General features: G+C 64.6%; 18 protein-coding genes. 13 read left to right on the top strand and 5 right to left on the bottom strand.

Annotation, left to right across the window (positions count from 1 at the left end):
* Window positions 1–119: 119 nt before the first annotated feature.
* The 4 genes from rplU (at window position 120) to proB (ending at window position 3,228) form a co-directional block, all read left to right on the top strand.
* A complete protein-coding gene (rplU, locus tag DIE08_RS23455) occupies window positions 120–431 on the top strand; it encodes a 50S ribosomal protein L21 (RefSeq protein ID WP_006025184.1) in 312 nt (103 codons plus the stop codon).
* A gap of 24 nt (window positions 432–455) precedes the next feature.
* A complete protein-coding gene (rpmA, locus tag DIE08_RS23450; RefSeq protein ID WP_006476999.1) occupies window positions 456–719 on the top strand; it encodes a 50S ribosomal protein L27 in 264 nt (87 codons plus the stop codon).
* Window positions 720–906: 187 nt separating this feature from the next.
* Window positions 907–2,019 (top strand): Obg family GTPase CgtA, encoded by a 1,113-nt coding sequence (cgtA, locus tag DIE08_RS23445; RefSeq protein ID WP_059608182.1) that lies wholly within the window; start codon window positions 907–909, stop codon window positions 2,017–2,019.
* Window positions 2,020–2,109: 90 nt separating this feature from the next.
* Window positions 2,110–3,228: a glutamate 5-kinase gene (gene proB / locus DIE08_RS23440; RefSeq protein WP_059465328.1), complete on the top strand. Its 1,119-nt coding sequence runs from the start codon at window positions 2,110–2,112 to the stop codon at window positions 3,226–3,228.
* 97 nt (window positions 3,229–3,325) lie between these two features.
* Here proB and DIE08_RS23435 read toward each other — a convergent pair whose 3' ends face one another.
* Window positions 3,326–3,883: a CNP1-like family protein gene (locus tag DIE08_RS23435; protein WP_059465329.1), complete on the bottom strand. Its 558-nt coding sequence runs from the start codon at window positions 3,881–3,883 to the stop codon at window positions 3,326–3,328.
* 63 nt (window positions 3,884–3,946) lie between these two features.
* On the bottom strand, window positions 3,947–4,594 hold the full coding sequence (locus DIE08_RS23430; RefSeq protein WP_059608184.1) for an RNA pyrophosphohydrolase: 648 nt from the start codon (window positions 4,592–4,594) through the stop codon (window positions 3,947–3,949).
* 228 nt (window positions 4,595–4,822) lie between these two features.
* Between DIE08_RS23430 and DIE08_RS23420 the strand changes: the two genes are divergently transcribed.
* On the top strand, window positions 4,823–6,559 hold the full coding sequence (locus DIE08_RS23420; RefSeq protein ID WP_124624734.1) for a proline--tRNA ligase: 1,737 nt from the start codon (window positions 4,823–4,825) through the stop codon (window positions 6,557–6,559).
* A gap of 21 nt (window positions 6,560–6,580) precedes the next feature.
* Entirely contained in the window at window positions 6,581–7,183 is a 603-nt protein-coding gene (locus DIE08_RS23415) for a MarC family protein (protein ID WP_012363042.1), read from the top strand.
* Window positions 7,184–7,269: 86 nt separating this feature from the next.
* On the opposite strand, the gene DIE08_RS23410 is transcribed toward DIE08_RS23415, so the two are convergent.
* Together DIE08_RS23410 and ffh are read right to left on the bottom strand one after the other, a co-directional pair.
* On the bottom strand, window positions 7,270–7,821 hold the full coding sequence (locus DIE08_RS23410; protein ID WP_059465332.1) for a hypoxanthine-guanine phosphoribosyltransferase: 552 nt from the start codon (window positions 7,819–7,821) through the stop codon (window positions 7,270–7,272).
* Between the two features lie 94 nt (window positions 7,822–7,915).
* Window positions 7,916–9,283 carry a signal recognition particle protein gene (gene ffh, locus DIE08_RS23405; protein WP_059608187.1) on the bottom strand — a complete coding sequence of 456 codons (1,368 nt, stop codon included), beginning with the start codon at window positions 9,281–9,283 and terminating at the stop codon, window positions 7,916–7,918.
* An 89-nt stretch (window positions 9,284–9,372) separates the two neighbouring features.
* Between ffh and DIE08_RS23400 the strand changes: the two genes are divergently transcribed.
* The 7 genes from DIE08_RS23400 to DIE08_RS23365 all read left to right on the top strand — a co-directional run bounded on the left by DIE08_RS23400 (window position 9,373) and on the right by DIE08_RS23365 (window position 17,330).
* The gene (locus DIE08_RS23400; protein ID WP_059608188.1) at window positions 9,373–10,266 is read left to right on the top strand and encodes an inner membrane protein YpjD; all 894 of its coding nucleotides are present in this window, start codon (window positions 9,373–9,375) and stop codon (window positions 10,264–10,266) included.
* Between the two features lie 13 nt (window positions 10,267–10,279).
* Window positions 10,280–10,597, top strand: coding sequence for a PP0621 family protein (locus DIE08_RS23395; protein ID WP_059608189.1), 318 nt, complete (start codon window positions 10,280–10,282; stop codon window positions 10,595–10,597).
* Window positions 10,594–11,184, top strand: a complete 591-nt coding sequence (gene ampD / locus DIE08_RS23390) for a 1,6-anhydro-N-acetylmuramyl-L-alanine amidase AmpD (RefSeq protein ID WP_124903808.1) — start codon at window positions 10,594–10,596, stop codon at window positions 11,182–11,184. The genes DIE08_RS23395 and ampD overlap by 4 nt, the downstream gene beginning before the upstream one ends.
* A gap of 452 nt (window positions 11,185–11,636) precedes the next feature.
* Window positions 11,637–14,630, top strand: a complete 2,994-nt coding sequence (locus DIE08_RS23385; protein ID WP_124903806.1) for a ribonucleoside-diphosphate reductase subunit alpha — start codon at window positions 11,637–11,639, stop codon at window positions 14,628–14,630.
* Window positions 14,631–14,994: 364 nt separating this feature from the next.
* A complete protein-coding gene (locus DIE08_RS23375) occupies window positions 14,995–16,206 on the top strand; it encodes a ribonucleotide-diphosphate reductase subunit beta (protein ID WP_059535212.1) in 1,212 nt (403 codons plus the stop codon).
* 82 nt (window positions 16,207–16,288) lie between these two features.
* Complete coding sequence (locus DIE08_RS23370) at window positions 16,289–16,615, top strand: hypothetical protein (RefSeq protein WP_081334211.1); 327 nt, start codon at window positions 16,289–16,291, stop codon at window positions 16,613–16,615.
* A gap of 28 nt (window positions 16,616–16,643) precedes the next feature.
* Window positions 16,644–17,330: a histone H1-like DNA-binding protein gene (locus DIE08_RS23365; protein ID WP_059608192.1), complete on the top strand. Its 687-nt coding sequence runs from the start codon at window positions 16,644–16,646 to the stop codon at window positions 17,328–17,330.
* 215 nt (window positions 17,331–17,545) lie between these two features.
* Here the strand turns inward: DIE08_RS23365 and DIE08_RS23355 are convergent, their stop codons facing one another.
* Complete coding sequence (locus DIE08_RS23355; protein WP_059608193.1) at window positions 17,546–18,019, bottom strand: glycine zipper 2TM domain-containing protein; 474 nt, start codon at window positions 18,017–18,019, stop codon at window positions 17,546–17,548.
* Between the last annotated feature and the right edge of the window lie 17 nt (window positions 18,020–18,036).

The raw sequence follows: 18,036 nt of genomic DNA, 5'->3' as shown, positions 1-18,036 counted from the left end.
GGCCAGGTCTTGCGCGCGGCAATCGCGGATCGGCTTTGACTTGGGTGCTAACCCCATGTATAATCACGTGTTTTCCGCGCGTGGTGTGCGGAAAATTTGGATCCAGAGTGAGGTTCTCAATGTACGCGGTCATAAAAACCGGCGGCAAGCAGTACAAGGTTGCCGTTGGCGAAAAACTCAAAGTAGAACAGATACCGGCTGACATTGACGCTGAAATCACGCTCGACCAGGTTCTCGCAGTGGGCGAAGGCGAATCGATTAAGTTCGGTACGCCGCTGGTCAGTGGGGCTTCCGTCAAGGCCACCGTTGTGTCGCACGGTCGTCATGCCAAGGTCACCATCTTCAAGATGCGTCGCCGGAAGCACTACCAAAAGCACGGCGGCCACCGCCAGAACTACACTGAGCTGCGCATCGACGCGATCAACGCGTAAGCGCCTCGGTAAAGGAGCAATCAGATGGCACACAAAAAGGCAGGCGGCTCTTCCCGGAACGGCCGCGACTCCGAGTCGAAACGTCTCGGCGTGAAAGTGTATGGCGGCCAGGCAATCAATGCCGGCGGCATCATCGTGCGTCAGCGCGGTACGCGCATGCACGCTGGCGAGAACGTCGGCATGGGCAAGGATCACACCCTGTTCGCGCTGGTCGACGGTCACGTCAAGTTCGCGACCAAGGGCGCGGACAAGAAGCATCTGGTCATCGTTGTCCCGGCGGCTGCCTAATTTTAGGCACCCACGGGCTTCGTAGCCGAAAGGCCCCGCAGTCTTCGCGGGGCCTTTTTTTATTTGGCCGCCGGGCGCATGTGCGCACCGGCGGCTGTCGCGAAACGGCGGGCAATTGGCCGAACGGCAGATTGTTCAAGCGCGCCGGCGCGCGGCACAATAGCGGAAATACTGGTCGGAGTGACGAATGAAGTTCATTGACGAAGCACGAATCGAAGTCATCGCCGGCGACGGAGGCGATGGCAGCGCGTCGATGCGCCGCGAGAAATTCGTTCCGTTCGGCGGGCCGGACGGCGGCGACGGCGGCCGGGGCGGGAACGTCTACGCGATCGCTGACCGTAACATCAACACGCTGATCGACTATCGCTACGCGAAGAAGCACCTGGCGCGCAACGGCGAAAACGGTCGCGGATCCGATTGCTACGGCAAGGGCGGTGACGACGTCACGCTGCGCATGCCGGTCGGCACGGTCGTGACCGACATGGACACGGGCGAACTGATCGCCGACCTGACCGAGCACGATCAGCAGGTGATGCTCGCGAAGGGTGGCGCAGGCGGTCTCGGCAACCTGCATTTCAAGTCGAGCACGAACCGCGCGCCGCGCCAGAAGACCGACGGCAAGCCGGGCGAACGGCGCATGCTGAGGCTCGAACTGAAGGTGCTTGCCGACGTCGGTCTGCTCGGCATGCCGAACGCTGGCAAGTCGACCTTCATCTCGTCGGTGTCGAACGCGAAGCCGAAGATCGCCGACTATCCGTTCACAACGCTCGCGCCGAACCTCGGCGTCGTGCGGGTCGGCCCGAGCAAGAGCTTCGTGATCGCCGACATCCCGGGGCTGATCGAGGGCGCAGCTGAAGGTGCGGGCCTCGGCCACCAGTTCCTGCGACACCTGCAGCGCACCGGCGTGCTGTTGCATCTCGTCGATTTGGCTCCGTTTGACGAAAGCGTCGATCCGGTCGCGGAAGCAACCGCGATCGTTGGCGAACTGCGCAAGTACGACGAGGCGCTCTATGAGAAGCCGCGCTGGCTCGTCCTCAACAAGCTCGACATGGTGCCGGAAGACGAGCGCGAGGCGCGCGTCGCCGATTTCCTCGACCGTTTCGGCTGGGACGGCCCGGTGTTCGAGATTTCGGCGCTCACGGGCCAGGGCTGCGAAGCGCTGTGCTACGCGATCTACGACTACCTCGCCCAGCATTCGGACGCGCATCGCGCGGCGGAAGAGGAAGATCTGGCCGCGGACGTGCGATTCCGCGATGCGCCGCCCGCCGCTGGCGGCGCGACGCCCGGCGACGACGCCTGAGCGTCGCCGGAACGTACCGGGCGTCGCGCCCGGTGCCGGAATTTAAGCGCGCCCGGTCGGGCAGGCATCAGATACAGGAGACGGCGCACGATGCGTTCGATCATCGCGGATTCGAAGCGATTGGTGGTGAAGGTGGGCTCGAGCCTCGTAACCAACGACGGCAAGGGGCTCGATCATGCTGCGATCGGCCGCTGGGCGGCCCAGATCGCCGCGCTGCGCGCGCAGGGCAAGGAAGTGGTGCTCGTCAGTTCGGGCGCGATCGCTGAAGGGATGCAGCGGCTCGGCTGGAGCAAGCGTCCGCGCGAGATCGACGAGTTGCAGGCTGCCGCCGCGGTTGGCCAGATGGGGCTCGCGCAAGTCTATGAAAGCCGCTTTACCGAGCACGATATCCGCACCGCGCAGATCCTGCTGACGCATGCCGACCTTGCCGATCGCGAGCGCTACCTGAATGCGCGCTCGACGCTGCTCACGCTGCTGCGGCTCGGCGTCGTGCCGATCATCAACGAGAACGACACGGTCGTCACCGACGAAATCAAGTTCGGCGACAACGACACGCTCGGCGCGCTGGTCGCGAACCTGATCGAAGGCGATGCGCTCATCATCCTGACCGATCAGTCGGGGCTGTTCACCGCCGATCCGCGCAAGGATCCGAACGCGACGCTGGTCGCGGAAGCCAGTGCGGGCGCACCGGAACTCGAGGCGATGGCGGGCGGGGCCGGCTCGAGCCTCGGCCGCGGCGGAATGCTGACGAAGATCCTCGCGGCGAAGCGCGCAGCGCACAGCGGCGCGAACACCGTGATCGCGAGCGGCCGCGAAGCCGACGTGCTGGTGCGGCTGGCGGCGGGCGAGGCGATCGGCACGCAGCTGATCGCGCGCACCGCGCGGATGGCCGCGCGCAAGCAATGGATGGCCGACCATCTGCAGGTACGCGGGCACGTCGTGATCGATGCCGGTGCGGTCGAGAAGCTGACGGCCGGCGGCAAGAGCCTGCTGCCGATCGGCGTGATTGGCGTGCAGGGGGCGTTCGCGCGCGGCGAGGTGATCGCATGTGTCGGCCCCGACGGACGCGAAGTGGCGCGCGGTCTCACGAACTACAGCAGTGCGGAAACGAAGCTGATTCACCGCAAGCCGAGCGGCGAGATCGAGACGGTGCTTGGCTACATGCTGGAACCGGAGCTGATTCACCGCGACAACCTCGTGCTCGTGTAACCATTCGGCCAGACGTCCCGAGATACTAAAAAAGCCCGCGCTGTGCGGGCTTTTTGTTGCGATTGGCTCGGCAAGGCCGGTGGCCTGCGTCGCGCAGTCAGCGCAGCTGGCTCATCGCGGTGCGGTGGAACCGGATGTTCTCGAGAATCTGCTGGGTCGTGCCCTGTGGCATCTTGTTCGAGCAGAAGTAGTCCTGGTACAGCGCCGAGTGGTACGCGTTCAACTCGCCGTTCTCGATGCGACGCCAGTCGTTCTCGACCGTGCGGTCCCAGCCGTCGTGATCCGAATTCAGGCCGGCATACTGACGCCATTCGTAGGTGTCGCAGCGGATGCCTTCATAGTTCACGTTGCGTGCGCCTGCCGGGCTCGTGATGACGACCGCATAGCGCACGACGCCGTCGGTGCCGACCGCGAGCGACTTCGCATCGACGGAGAACTTGAGCGGCGTGTTCTGCGACACGTTGAACGGTAGCAGGTCGCCCGCTTGCGGAAGCGGCGGCAGCGTGTCGACCGGGTTTTCCTTCCAGTTGCCCTGGCGGTCCAGCAGGTACACGAACTCGCTGTCATCCTTGTTGGTCGGCGTCTTCGAATTTGCGCAACCGGCCAGCGTGGCCGCCGCGACAATCGATGCGAGCGCGAGAGCAATCGCTTTCAATATGCATTCCTCGTAAAAAAAGGGCGCGACACAAGGTCGCGCCCGGTCATGCAGTCCGACTCGTCATTTGCCGACGATCTCGCGGGGCGGCATCTCGTCGAGCGTGCTCGCCTCCACTTCGATCTCCGAACAGACTAACGATGTGTCGACAATCGTCAGCGTCTGCTGGACCTGCGCACCGATGACGCGCGGATAGCGCGACGGACGCGGCCCACGCGGCTTTTCGGCTCGCTGCGCCGGGCGGCGCAGGAAGCGCGACAGTTCCGTCAGCGCCAACTGATAGACATCCCGCTTGAACTCGATCACCGCATCGAGCGGCACCCAGTACTCGTTCCAGCGCCACGCATCGAACTCCGGGTGATCGGTCGCGCGCAAGCAAATGTCGCAATCGCGTCCGACCATCCGCAGCAGGAACCAGATCTGCTTCTGGCCGCGGTAATGGCCGCGTACTTCGCGTTTGATGAACTTGTCAGGCACCTCGTAACGCAACCAGTCGCGGGTGCGGCCGATTATCTTGACGTGTTCCGGGTGCAAGCCGGTCTCTTCGTGCAGTTCCCGGTACATCGCCTGCATGGGGGTCTCGCCGTACTTGATCCCACCTTGAGGAAACTGCCAGGAATGCTCGCGGAGCCGCTTGCCCCAAAACACCTCGTTGCGCGCGTTCAAGAGGATGATGCCGACGTTCGGGCGAAAGCCTTCACGATCCAGCATACAACCACCTTCGAATCCTTTAAAATTGCTTTGATTATAAACAGATAACGGGCGCTGCGCACCGTGACGGAGCGAATCCGCGCGGGGTGCACCGGCTGAATTGTCCCTGATTAGTCTGCTACGTCATCTGCGCCATCGTCGTCCCTCGTTGTTCGCCGCGCGCAGCTTTTTCACCTTGAAACTTTTTCGGGCGCCCCGCCTTGGGGCGCCGTATTTGGAACCGTCCGCATGAAAGCTTCCCGTTTCTTTATCGGCACCCTCAAAGAAGCACCGGCCGACGCAGAGATCGTCAGCCACAAGCTGATGGTGCGCGCCGGCATGATCCGTCGCGTCGCCGGCGGCATCTACAACTACCTGCCGGTCGGCCTGCGTTCGATTCGCAAGGTCGAGGCGATCGTGCGCGAGGAAATGAACCGGGCAGGCGCCATCGAGCTGCTGATGCCGGCCGTGCAACCGGCCGAGCTCTGGCAGGAATCGGGGCGCTGGGAACAGTACGGCCCCGAGCTGCTGCGCTTCAAGGACCGCAAGGACAACGACTTCGTGATCGGGCCGACGCACGAGGAAGTCATCACCGACATCGCGCGCAACCAGATCAAGAGCTACCGGCAGATGCCCGTGAACTTCTACCAGATCCAGACGAAGTTCCGCGACGAGATTCGTCCGCGCTTCGGCGTGATGCGCGGCCGCGAATTCATCATGAAGGACGCGTATTCGTTCGACAAGGACGCGGCCGGTCTGAACGAGTCGTATCGCAAGATGTATGACGCATACGTGCGCATCTTCACGCGCCTCGGCCTCGAGTTCCGCGCGGTTGCGGCCGACAGCGGCTCGATCGGCGGCAACTTCTCCCACGAGTTCCACGTGATCGCCGATACCGGCGAGGACGCGATCGCCTACTGCCCGACGTCCGACTTCGCGGCGAACATCGAGGCGGCCGAAGCGTTGCCGCTGATTGCCGAGCGCGCGGCGCCGGCCGAAGCGATGGAGAAGGTCGCGACGCCGGGCAAGGCGAAGTGCGAAGCCGTCGCCGAACTGCTGGCGATCCCGCTCGAGCGCACGATCAAATCGATCGTGCTCGCGACCGACAACGAAGGCGCCGAGCCGACCATCTGGCTCGTGATGCTGCGTGGCGATCACGACCTGAACGAGATCAAGGTGTCGAAGCTGCCGGGGCTGAAAAACCACCGCTTCGCGACCGAGCAGGAAATCGTCGAGTGGTTCGGCACGCCGCCGGGCTATCTCGGCCCGGTCGGCACGAAGAAGCCCGTGAAGGTGATCGCGGACCGCACGGTCGCGAACATGAGCGACTTCGTCGTCGGCGCAAACGAGGTGGACTATCACATCGCTGGCGTGAACTGGGGCCGCGACCTGCCCGAGCCTGACGTTGCCGACGTGCGCAACGTGCAGAAGGGCGATCCGTCGCCGGACGGCAAGGGCGTGATCGACATCTGCCGCGGCATTGAAGTCGGCCACGTGTTCCAGCTCGGCACCAAGTACTCGGAAGCGATGGGCGCGACGTTCCTCGACGAATCGGGCAAGCCGCAGCCGATGCTGATGGGCTGCTACGGCGTCGGCGTCACGCGTATTCTCGGCGCGGCGATCGAACAGAACTTCGACGACCGCGGCATCATCTGGCCCGAGTCGATCGCCCCCTTCGAGGTCGTGCTGTGCCCGATGGGCTACGATCGCAGCGACATGGTTCGCGAGGCGGCCGACAAGCTGTACGCGGAACTGACCGCCGCCGGCATCGACGTGATCCTCGACGATCGCGGCGAGCGCCCGGGCGTGATGTTCGCCGACTGGGAACTGATCGGCGTGCCGCATCGCCTGGTGATCGGCGAGCGCGGCTTGAAGGAAGGCAAGATCGAGTACCAGGGCCGCCGCGACGCCGAAGCGACGCTGCTGCCGGCCGACGCCGCCGCGGCGACGGTGACGGAAAAGATCCGCGCCGCGCTCGCGCGCTAAGCGCTACAACAGGGGAACACGGTGGAATACACCTTCCTGTCGGCCACCGTGCTCCTCGTGCTGATCACGGATCCGCTCGGCAACATCCCGCTGTTCATCACGGCGATGCGGGACGTGCCGCGCGAGCGGCGCGTGAAGCTGATCCTGCGTGAAGTGGGGATCGCGTTCGTGATCCTGCTGTTCTTCATGGTGGTCGGCGACCGCTTCCTGCGGATGATGAGCTTGACCGACCTGTCGCTGCGGCTCGGCGGCGGGATCGTGCTGTTCCTGATCGCGCTGCGGATGATCTTCCCGCATCCGGACGGCGCGCTCGGCAGCGATCCGCGCGCCGGGGGCGAGCCGTTCATCGTGCCGCTCGCGATTCCGGCGCTTGCCGGGCCGTCCGCGCTCGCGACGGTGATGCTACTGACGTCGCAGGCGCCGGGCAAGATGTTCGAGTGGGTTGGCGCGCTGACGGTCACGATGATCGTCTGCGCGATCACGCTGGTGCTGGCCGAACGGATCCAGCAGTGGCTCGGCGAGCGGACCGTCGCGGCGTTCGAGCGGCTGATGGGTTTGGTGCTCGTCGCGATCTCGGTCGAGATGCTGCTGGCCGGCATCCGGGCGTTCGTGCACCAGTTGTAGCGCGGGCGGCGCGGCGCGTGCCGACGAAAAAAAAGCGGTGCTCCGGGAAACCGGGGCGCCGCTTTTCTTTGTAGCGGGCAGGGCGGTCAGACGTTCGCGGTCAGTGCGCGGATCGTCGGCAGATTGCGCCAGTAGCCCTTTGCGTCCATCCCGCAGCCGAACACGTAGCGGTCCGGCACCGAGAAGCCGCAGAAGTCGGGATGCAGCGGTTTCGCCTTCGCGAGCGTCTTCTCGCACAGCACCGCGGACATGAAGCGTTTTGCACCCATGTCGAGGATGCGGTCGCGGATCGCGGCCATCGTCTCGCCTTCGTCGAGGATGTCGTCGAGCACGAGCACGATCCGGTCCTTCACCGATTCGCGCGGCGCGACGCGCCAGTGCATCTCCGGGCTGCCCTGCGTGGTGTTGCGGTAGCGGGTCAGGTGGATGTAGTCGAACTCCAGCGGGAAATCGAGATGCGGCAGCAGCATCCCGGTAAACACCGCGGCGCCACCCATCACCGAGAGCACGAGGGGAAACGCGTCGCCGATGTCGGCGCGGATCGCGTCGGCCATCCGGGCGATCGATGCGTTGACGGCATCGGCCGAGACGATCTCTTCGGAGTGGTCGAAAATGTGGAGGGCTTCTTCGCGGTTCATGTGTTCTGGCGGGCAGTCGGTATACAAATAAGGATGAAGCAGAACGGCCGGCGCGCGCTACGGCAAAAACCCGCGCGCCGACCGACGGGCGGAATCAGCGCATGCCGGGCATCATGCCCTTCAGGCCGCGCATCATCTTCTGCATGTTGCCGCCCTTCAGCTTCTTCATCATCGTACGCATCTGGTCGTACTGATTCAGCATCCGGTTGACTTCCTGCACCGGCACGCCCGCGCCGGCTGCAATGCGGCGCTTGCGCGTCGCCTTGATGATTTCGGGTTTTGCGCGCTCGGCGGGCGTCATCGAGCTGATGATGCCTTCCATCCGGCGGATCGACTTCTCGGCCTGGCCCATGTCGGCGCCGGCCGCCGCCTGCTGGAATTGCGCGGGCAGCTTGTCCATCAGCGAGGACAGCCCGCCCATGTTCTTCATCTGCGAGATCTGCGCGCGGAAATCGTTCAGGTCGAAGTCGCCGCCTTTCTTGACCTTGTCGGCGAGCTTCTGCGCGGCCTGCACGTCGACGCCGCGCTGCGCCTCCTCGACGAGCGCGAGGATGTCGCCCATGCCGAGGATCCGGTTCGCCATCCGGTCCGGGTAGAACACCTCGAGGCCGTCGAGCTTCTCGGCGACGCCGACGAACTTGATCGGCTTGCCCGTGATGTGGCGCACCGACAGCGCGGCACCGCCGCGCGAATCGCCGTCGAGCTTGGTCAGCACGACGCCGGTGAGCGGCAGCGTGTCGTTGAACGCCTTCGCGGTGTTGACCGCGTCCTGGCCGAGCATCGCGTCGACGACGAACAGCGTTTCGGCCGGCTTCAGCGTGCCGTGCAGCGCGGCGATTTCCTGCATCATCGCCTCGTCGATACCGAGGCGGCCGGCCGTGTCGACGATCAGCACGTCATGGTAGTGGCGCTTCGCCCAGTCGACGGCCGCGAGTGCGATGTCGACGGGCTTCTGGTCCGGGGTCGACGGGAAGAAGTCGGCGCCGACCTGTTCGCTCACCGTTTTCAGCTGCATGATGGCGGCCGGGCGATACACGTCGCACGACACCGTCAGCACTTTCTTCTTGTACTTCTCGCGCAGCAGCTTCGCGAGCTTGCCGGCGGTCGTCGTCTTGCCGGCGCCCTGCAGGCCGGCCATCAGGATCACTGCGGGTGGCGTGACCGCGAGGTTCAGCTCGGCGGCCTTGCCTTCGTAGTCGCCGCCGATCACGGCGGTCAGTTCCTTCTGGACCACGCCGACGAGCGCCTGACCCGGCGACAGGCTGCTGATCACTTCCTCGCCGAGCGCCTTTTCCTTGACCTTGGCAATGAATTCGCGGACGACGGGCAGCGCGACGTCGGCTTCCAGCAGCGCGAGACGCACCTCGCGGAGCATCTCCTGGGTGTTCGCCTCGGTGAGCCGGGCCTCGCCGCGCAGCGTCTTGACGACGCGCGCCATCCGTTGAGTGAGATTGTCGAGCATGGGGAGCGATGGACAGTGGGGCCCGAAGGCGCAACGGAACCGAACAAAGGGAGCCGTCGCGGGAAGGGGGCCTAGTGTAAACTTCGAACATGGATATTGTACTGTATGCCCTCACCGCATTCCTGTACGGCGGCCTCGCCGTCGCAGGCTGGCGCACCCACCGCCAGGGCGCGACCTCGCTCGTCGCGAGCGTGCCGGCCGTGCCGGTTCCGGCGTCCGCCGCGTCGGGGATGAGCGGGGCCGGCCGCGCGCTGCTGTTCGCGGCGCTCGTCGCGCACGGCGTGCTGCTGCACATGACCATTTTTCCGAACGACGCGATGATCTTCGGCTTCGCGTTCGCGCTGTCCGCGATGTTCTGGCTCGGCGCCGGCATCTACTGGATCGAGAGCTTCTTCTTCCCGCTCGACAGCCTGCGCTTGCTGGTGCTGCCGCTCGCGTGCGGCGCGTCGCTGCTGCCGCTCGTGTTCGGCGGCGTGCGGGTGCTGCCTTATGCCGCAGCGCCACTGTTCAAGATGCACTTCCTGATCGCGAACATCGCGTACGGCCTTTTCGCGATCGCCGCGCTGCACGCGGTCCTGATGCTGATGGTCGAGCGGCGCCTGCAGTCGCTGAGGAGCGGCGGGCGCGACGGCTCGACCGGCTGGATCGCGAGCTGGCTCGAGACACTGCCGCCGCTGCTCACGCTCGAGAAACTGCTGTTCCGCCTGATCGGCGCAGGCTTCGTGCTGCTCACGCTGACGCTCGCGTCGGGGATCCTGTTCAGCGAGCAGATCGATGCGCGCGCGCTGCGGCTCGATCACAAGACCGTGTTCGCGGTGCTGTCGTGGCTGATGTTCGGCGGCCTGCTGGTCGCCCACAAGACGTCGGGCTGGCGTGGGCGCGGCGCCGCGCGCTGGGTGCTCGTGTCGTTTGCCGCGCTGCTGCTCGCGTATGTCGGCAGCCGGTTCGTTTTCGAGGTGCTGCTGCACCGCTCCGTGGTTTGAACGCAGGTGTCCGATGCGACAGATTCTTCTCCTGATTCTTCTCTTCTTCGCGGGTTCGTGGCTCACGCGCAAGCTGCGCCAGGCCCAGGAGCACGCACAGGCGCGCACCGGCCGCGGCGGCGGCTTTGATGGCGCACCCGGTTCCGGCGGCGCCGGGACGGCACGCCCGAACGGCGATGCGCGCTCGCTGCCCGAACCGATGGTGCGCTGCGCCGAATGCGGCGTGCATACGCCGAAGGGCGACGCCGTCGCCGCGGGTGGCGAATATTTCTGCAGCACCGAGCACGCGCAGCGCCACGGCGCACACGCGAGCGGCCGCGACGCCCGATGAGCGACGCAGCGCTGCTGTCGGTCGACGCGCACGGCTGGGTGCGCGAAGCGCGCCACGCGCCGTCGCCGAATTTCGAGGCGCGGCCCGCAGACGCGGTGCCGACGCTCGTCGTCGTCCACAACATCAGCTTGCCGCCCGGCGAGTTCGGCGGCGACGCGATCGAGGCGCTGTTCCTGAATCGCCTCGATTGCGATGCGCACCCCTATTACCAGAGCCATCTGCGCGGCGTGCGCGTGTCCGCGCACTTCCTGATTCGTCGCGACGGTGAGCTCGTGCAGTTCGTGTCGTGCGACGAGCGCGCCTGGCATGCGGGCGCGTCCGAGTTCTTCGGCCGGCCGCGCTGCAACGACTTCTCGATCGGCATCGAGCTCGAAGGCGCGGACGACGTGCCGTTCGACGCGGCGCAGTACGCGACGCTCGGCGTGCTCGCGCGCACGCTCGCCGCGCGCTACCCGATCGATGCAGTGGCCGGGCATTCCGACGTCGCGCCGGGCCGCAAGACCGATCCGGGTCCGCACTTCGATTGGCAACGCTTCGCGGGCGATGCCGGCTTTTCCGCCGAATACTTTCCTTTCCGTCAGCACTGAGCGCAGGGTTTTTTGACCGGGGAAAGTTTTTTCTCCGACCAATGCCTTGTCGTGTCTGCGCGCGAGCGATGTCAAGACCTCCATCGCAAATTATCCGTTTTGACCTCGTCCGAATGTCCACTATACTTGGTGCCAGTTGAGCGGTTCTGTACTAGATATAGTGTGTGTCGCAGGGGAAACCCGAGCGGCACCGGCCGGCGGGCAACGCCGGCGGACAGGGTTCTCAGGGCGGCGCGCCAGGCCGGGCGGTCCGGGCGTCGCGATCAAGCGCAGCGAACTTCGACGGGGCAGGGTACACATGACGAAGCACACGACCGGAACGGTTGTCGCGCATCGACCGAACCGGCTTCCCCGACGCATCGCTCGCCTCTTACCGCTCGCGCACGCCATTGCGCAGCGTTCGTTTTAATCCGCGGTTCTCTCCGCACCATCCAACACCAGGAGCTTTGCACATGCAAACCACCGACAACGCGACGTCCCAGTACGAGAGCGCCTCGAGCCGTCCGCTCGGCGGGACCGAACAGGGCGCGCAGGCGCTCGCGCCGCAGGCCACGTTCGCCGACTACAAGGTGATCCGCCGCAACGGCAGCGTGGTGTCGTTCGAGCCTTCGAAGATCGCGATTGCGGTGACCAAGGCTTTCCTGGCCGTCAACGGCGGGCAGGGCGCGGCATCGGCGCGCGTACGCGAACTCGTCGAGCAACTGACGCACAACGTCGTGCGCGCGCTCGTGCGCAGCCGTCCGAACGGCGGTACGTTCCATATCGAAGACATCCAGGACCAGGTCGAGCTCGCGCTGATGCGCGGCGGCGAGCACAACGTCGCGCGTGCGTACGTGCTGTATCGCGAAAAGCGTCACCTGGAGCGTCAGCATGCGGGCGAGGAAGCAGCAGCCGCGGGCGGCGAGTCGAGCACCGGCATCAACGTCGTCGACAACGGCGTCACGCGTCCGCTCGACCTGAACGCGCTGCGTGCGCTGATCGTGTCGTCGTGCGACGGCCTCGGCGCTGCGGTTAACCCTGACCCGATCGTCGCCGAAACGGTGAAGAACCTGTACGACGGCGTGCCGATGAGCCAGGTCTACGACTCGGCGATCCTCGCTGCGCGCACGATGATCGAAAAGGATCCGGCATACAGCCAGGTCACGGCCCGTATCCTGCTGCACACGATCCGTCGCGAGATCCTCGGCGAGGAAGTGCTCCAGGCCGAGATGTCGGCCCGCTACGCCGAATACTTCCCGCAGTTCCTGAAGCGCGGCGTCGACGCCGGCCTGCTCGACGACAAGCTGCTGCAGTTCGACCTGAAGCGCCTCGGCGAAGCGCTCGACGCGAACCGCGACCTGCAGTTCGGCTACCTCGGCCTGCAGACGCTGTACGACCGCTACTTCCTGCACGTCGAAGGCACCCGCATCGAAATGCCGCAGGCTTTCTTCATGCGCGTTGCGATGGGCCTGTCGCTGAACGAGATCGACCGCGAAACGCGCGCGATCGAGTTCTACAACGTGCTGTCGAGCTTCGACTTCATGAGCTCGACGCCGACGCTGTTCAACTCGGGCACCCACCGCTCGCAACTGTCGTCGTGCTACCTGACGACGGTCGCGGACGATCTCGACGGCATCTATGAAGCGCTGAAGGAAAACGCGCTGCTGTCGAAGTTCGCCGGCGGTCTCGGCAACGACTGGACGCGCGTGCGCGCACTCGGCTCGCATATCAAGGGTACGAACGGCAAGTCGCAAGGCGTGGTGCCGTTCCTGAAGGTCGTCAACGACACGGCCGTCGCGGTCAACCAGGGCGGCAAGCGCAAGGGCGCGGTGTGCGCGTACCTCGAATCGTGGCACCTCGACATCGAGGAATTCCTCGAGCTGCGCAAGAACACCGGCGACGACCGCCGCCGCACGCACGACATGAACACGGCGAACTGGATTCCCGACCTGTTCATGAAGCGCGTGATGGAAGGCGCCGACTGGACGCTGTTCTCGCCGTCGACCTGCCCGGATCTGCACGACAAGTTCGGCGCCGATTTCGAGAAGGCTTACACGGCTTACGAAGAGAAGGTCGCGCGCGGCGAGATCAAGCTGTTCAAGAAGATCCCGGCGGCGCAGCTCTGGCGCAAGATGCTCGGCATGCTGTTCGAGACGGGCCACCCGTGGATCACGTTCAAGGATCCGTGCAACGTGCGCTCGCCGCAGCAGCACGTCGGCGTCGTCCACTCGTCGAACCTGTGCACGGAAATCACGCTGAACACGAGCGACACCGAAATCGCGGTGTGCAACCTCGGCTCGGTGAACCTGGTCGCTCACCTGGTGAAGCAGGCAGACGGCAGCTACGCGCTCGACCACGACAAGCTGAAGCGCACGATCAGCGTCGCGATGCGTATGCTCGACAACGTGATCGACATCAACTACTACGCGGTGCCGAAGGCGCGTAACTCGAACCTGAAGCACCGCCCGGTCGGCATGGGCATCATGGGCTTCCAGGACTGCCTGCACCTGCTGCGCACGCCGTACGCGTCGGAAGCGGCGGTCGAGTTCGCCGACCGTTCGATGGAAGCCGTCTGCTACTACGCGTACCACGCGTCAACCGAACTGGCCGAGGAACGCGGCCGCTACTCGAGCTACCGCGGCTCGCTGTGGGATCGCGGCATCCTCCCGCAGGACACGCTGAAGCTGCTGGCCGAAGCGCGCGGCGGCTACGTCGAGGTCGACACGTCCGAGTCGCTCGACTGGACGACGCTGCGTTCGCGGATCGCCGCCCACGGCATGCGCAACTCGAACTGCGTCGCGATCGCCCCGACGGCGACGATCTCGAACATCATCGGCGTGTCGGCCTGTATCGAGCCGACCTTCCAGAACCTGTACGTGAAGTCGAACCTGTCGGGCGAATTCACGGTGGTAAACGAGTACCTCGTTCGCGACCTGAAGGAACGCGGCCTGTGGGACGAAGTGATGGTCGCCGACCTGAAGTACTTCGACGGCATGCTGTCGCGCATCGACCGCATCCCGGCCGACCTGCGCGCGATCTACGCGACCGCGTTCGAAGTCGACCCGACGTGGCTGGTCGAAGCGGCGTCGCGTCGCCAGAAGTGGATCGACCAGGCGCAGTCGCTGAACATCTACATGGGCGGCGCGTCGGGCAAGAAGCTCGACGAGGTCTACAAGCTCGCATGGCTGCGCGGCCTGAAGACGACCTACTACCTCCGCACGATGGCGGCGACGCACGTCGAGAAGTCGACGGTCGCACACGGCGCGCTGAACGCAGTGCCGACGAGCGGCGGCTCGAGCAGCGGCGGCGCGCAAGGCGCGGCAGGCGGCTTCGGTGCGGCGGGCGGCGATGCATCGTCGGGCGCGGTCAATGCGGCACCGGCGCTGGCGCCTGTCGAAGCAGATGGTCCGGTGTGCACGATGCGTCCGGGCGATCCGGGCTTCGACGAGTGCGAAGCCTGCCAGTAACACTGGCGCGCATGACCTGAAGAAGGTTCGGGCGGCGCGCACGGCAACCGATCGAGGTTGAAGTGTGCGCCGCTCTCTACTAAAAAAATGATAAGGAATCTGTAACGCGGCACTTGCGTTGCAGGCAGTGACAAGCGATCGAAACATCCCCGACGACGTCGCGTTTCGATCAGCGTTCGATGCGTCGAGCGCACCTCGCGATACATGCGTGACACGCGTCGCGCTCTGCATGAACGACGATGCGTTGCTCAAAGTGTTGTATCGAGGTCGCAACGCGAATCGAAAAAAGGATTTTTCGTGAGCGAACCCTTTTATCGCTCAGGAAAAGATGGTACAAACCGTTCTAAATTGATGGTGAGAATTTATGCTCAACTGGGATGACGAGAAGACTGCCGTAACCCCCGCGAGCGGAGCGCAGCAGAACGCGATGCGCACCTCCGCAGGGATGGCTGTCGGACTGCAGGCTGCAACGCCTGCCGCCCATCAGGTCCGCGACATTTTCGAAGGCGATCTTGCGGTGCCGCCGCAAGCATCGGCTGTTCCCGCTGGCGGTTCGGAAGCGCGGGTCAATGTCGCCGACAAGCGCATCATCAACGGCCAGACTGACGTCAATCAGCTGGTGCCGTTCAAGTACAAGTGGGCGTGGGAAAAGTATCTGGCGGGTTGCGCGAACCACTGGATGCCGCAGGAAATCAACATGTCCCGCGACATCGCACTGTGGAAGGACCCGAACGGTCTGACCGAGGACGAGCGCCGCATCGTCAAGCGCAACCTCGGTTTCTTCGTGACGGCCGATTCGCTCGCCGCGAACAACATCGTGCTCGGCACGTACCGCCACATCACGGCGCCCGAATGCCGGCAGTTTCTGCTGCGCCAGGCGTTCGAGGAAGCGATCCACACGCACGCGTATCAATACATTGTCGAATCGCTCGGTCTCGACGAAGGCGAGATCTTCAACGCGTACCACGAGGTCACGTCGATCCGCGCGAAGGACGAATTCCTGATCCCGTTCATCCACACGCTGACGGATCCGGCCTTCAAGACCGGCACGCTCGAAGCGGATCAGAAGCTGCTGAAGTCGCTGATCGTGTTCGCCTGCATCATGGAAGGCCTGTTCTTCTATGTCGGCTTCACGCAGATCCTCGCACTCGGCCGCCAGAACAAGATGACGGGTGCTGCAGAGCAATATCAGTACATCCTGCGTGACGAGTCGATGCACTGCAATTTCGGCATCGACCTGATCAACCAGATCAAGCTCGAGAACCCGCATCTCTGGACCGCGGAATTCCGCGCCGAGATCCGCGAGCTGTTCAAGCAGGCTGTCGAACTCGAATACCGCTACGCCGAGGACACGATGCCGCGCGGCGTGCTGGGTCTGAACGCGTCGATGTTCAAGAGCTATTTGCGCTTCATCAGCAACCGTCGTTGCCAGCAGATCGGCCTCGATCCGCTGTTCCCGAACGAGGAAAACCCGTTCCCGTGGATGAGCGAGATGATCGACCTGAAGAAGGAACGCAACTTCTTCGAGACGCGTGTGATCGAGTATCAGACGGGCGGTGCGCTGTCCTGGGAATAATCCGCAGCAGCGAACCCGTCACATGATGGAGCAGCCGGCGGCCTCTCGGCCCCGGCCCAAGGTTTAGGAGCAAGAACGCCTGATGCAAAGCATGCCCGGTGCCTTAACGGCCCAACGACATGATCGGCACTTTGCGAACCCTTCAGTGGGATGGGCAAACTTCCCTCCGGAAAAAGCGGGCAGCCGTGTGGCGGTCCGCTTGATCAAGCGATTAGGGGTAGCGGCGCGAGGTGCGCCGGCTACCGACTTGATTTGGCGCGCGAGGCCATGGGGTCACGCGCGCCATACCGTATTCATTAGCGTAAGCGCGTGGTATCCGCGTACGCCGATGAATAGCCCGCTTCGAAGCGCACGTCCTGAACAGCGTCCGCGGGAAGCGGGTTTTGACGAAGGGTGTAGTTTGAACTGACTCTCATCTGAACCTGAAGGAGAACAACATGGCTACTGCCAAGAAGAAACCGGCTGCTAAGAAGGTCGCTGCCAAGAAGACCGTTGCGAAGAAGGCTGCTGCTCCGGCGAAGAAGGCCGCTGCAGTGAAGAAGGTTGCTGCGAAGAAGGTCGCGGTGAAGAAGGTTGCCGCGAAGAAGGCAGCACCGGCGAAGAAGGCCGCTGCGAAGAAGGTCGCGGCAAAGAAGGTCGCAACGAAGAAGGTTGCAGCCAAGAAGGTCGCTGCGAAGAAAGTCGCGGTGAAGAAGGTTGCCGCGAAGAAGGCAGCACCGGCGAAGAAGGCCGCAGCGAAGAAGGTTGCTGCGAAGAAGGTCGCAGTGAAGAAGGTTGCTGCGAAGAAGGCAGCACCGGCTAAGAAGGCTGCTGCGAAGAAGGCCGCGCCGGCCAAGAAGGCTGCCGCCAAGAAGGCTGCGCCTGCGAAGAAGGCTGCTGCGAAGAAGGCTGCCCCTGCGAAGAAGGCTGCGCCTGCCAAGAAGGCTGCCGCCGCACCGAAGGCTGCTGCCGCACCGAAGGCCGCTGCCCCGGCGAAGAAGGCTGCTGCTCCGAAGAAGGCCGTCGTGAAGAAGGCTGCACCGGCAACCACCGCGTCGACCGCATCGGTCGCGCCGGCATCGGGCGTGAAGACCGCGCTCAACCCGGCAGCGGCATGGCCGTTCCCGACCGGCAGCCGTCCGTAATCGCGGCTGACCAGTACCACCCGGACACTCACGTGGTGTCCGCGGGTTGAGTAGCGCTACTCAATCGGTCCCGCCATCTGGCTCAGGTGGCGGGATTTTTTTCGTCCGTATTCATCGATGTGTCGACCGGTTGCCGGGCACGAACGAAAAAAAACGCATGTGCAGCGTCGCACATGCGTTCGACCGCGGCTTGCGCCGCGTGCTGAGGATGCTCGTTAGTGCGTGACGCGCGTGACGCCGCCGCTCGACAGCAGTCGCACACGCTCGCCGGCGCGGAACATTTCGCCGCTCGCCGCCTGCGTGATCGAGCGCAGGTCGCCGTTGTCGAGGCGCACGGTGATTTCGACACCGTTCGCCGTGCTGAGGTTTTCGCCGACCGCGTTGCCCGCGACCGCGCCGACGAGACCGCCCGCGATGGCCGTCAGGATCGACCCCTTGCCGCCGCCGATCGCGCTGCCCGCGACCGCGCCGAGCGCACCGCCACCGAGCGTGCCGATCGCGCTGCCGCCGCCGTCGGACTGGATGCGCACGGCACGGACGCTTTCGACCGTGCCCATGCGAACGGTTTGTTCGCGCTGCGCCTGGCCGACGCTATAGACATCTGCGGAGCCCGGCGCCGTGAAGCAGCCCGCGAGCGTGAGCGTGGCCGTCAGCATGGCGGTGAGCGTGAGGGTTTTCTTGGTCAACATTTTTACTCTCCCACAAT

Source organism: Burkholderia sp. Bp9004 (assembly GCF_003858025.1).
Taxonomy (GTDB): domain Bacteria; phylum Pseudomonadota; class Gammaproteobacteria; order Burkholderiales; family Burkholderiaceae; genus Burkholderia; species Burkholderia diffusa.
Note: the sequence above shows the minus strand (reverse complement) of the source record. Positions and strands in the feature narration are given on the sequence as shown.

Bases quoted from the DNA above. Each gene is read 5' to 3' on its own strand.
- rplU (WP_006025184.1), top strand. From the start codon at position 120: ATGTACGCGGTCATAAAAACCGGCGGCAAGCAGTACAAGGTTGCCGTT.
- rpmA (WP_006476999.1), top strand. From the start codon at position 456: ATGGCACACAAAAAGGCAGGCGGCTCTTCCCGGAACGGCCGCGACTCC.
- cgtA (WP_059608182.1), top strand. From the start codon at position 907: ATGAAGTTCATTGACGAAGCACGAATCGAAGTCATCGCCGGCGACGGA.
- proB (WP_059465328.1), top strand. From the start codon at position 2,110: ATGCGTTCGATCATCGCGGATTCGAAGCGATTGGTGGTGAAGGTGGGC.
- DIE08_RS23430 (WP_059608184.1), bottom strand. From the start codon at position 4,594: ATGCTGGATCGTGAAGGCTTTCGCCCGAACGTCGGCATCATCCTCTTG.
- DIE08_RS23420 (WP_124624734.1), top strand. From the start codon at position 4,823: ATGAAAGCTTCCCGTTTCTTTATCGGCACCCTCAAAGAAGCACCGGCC.
- DIE08_RS23410 (WP_059465332.1), bottom strand. From the start codon at position 7,821: ATGAACCGCGAAGAAGCCCTCCACATTTTCGACCACTCCGAAGAGATC.
- ffh (WP_059608187.1), bottom strand. From the start codon at position 9,283: ATGCTCGACAATCTCACTCAACGGATGGCGCGCGTCGTCAAGACGCTG.
- DIE08_RS23400 (WP_059608188.1), top strand. From the start codon at position 9,373: ATGGATATTGTACTGTATGCCCTCACCGCATTCCTGTACGGCGGCCTC.
- DIE08_RS23395 (WP_059608189.1), top strand. From the start codon at position 10,280: ATGCGACAGATTCTTCTCCTGATTCTTCTCTTCTTCGCGGGTTCGTGG.
- ampD (WP_124903808.1), top strand. From the start codon at position 10,594: ATGAGCGACGCAGCGCTGCTGTCGGTCGACGCGCACGGCTGGGTGCGC.
- DIE08_RS23385 (WP_124903806.1), top strand. From the start codon at position 11,637: ATGCAAACCACCGACAACGCGACGTCCCAGTACGAGAGCGCCTCGAGC.
- DIE08_RS23375 (WP_059535212.1), top strand. From the start codon at position 14,995: ATGCTCAACTGGGATGACGAGAAGACTGCCGTAACCCCCGCGAGCGGA.
- DIE08_RS23370 (WP_081334211.1), top strand. From the start codon at position 16,289: ATGCAAAGCATGCCCGGTGCCTTAACGGCCCAACGACATGATCGGCAC.
- DIE08_RS23365 (WP_059608192.1), top strand. From the start codon at position 16,644: ATGGCTACTGCCAAGAAGAAACCGGCTGCTAAGAAGGTCGCTGCCAAG.
- DIE08_RS23355 (WP_059608193.1), bottom strand. From the start codon at position 18,019: ATGTTGACCAAGAAAACCCTCACGCTCACCGCCATGCTGACGGCCACG.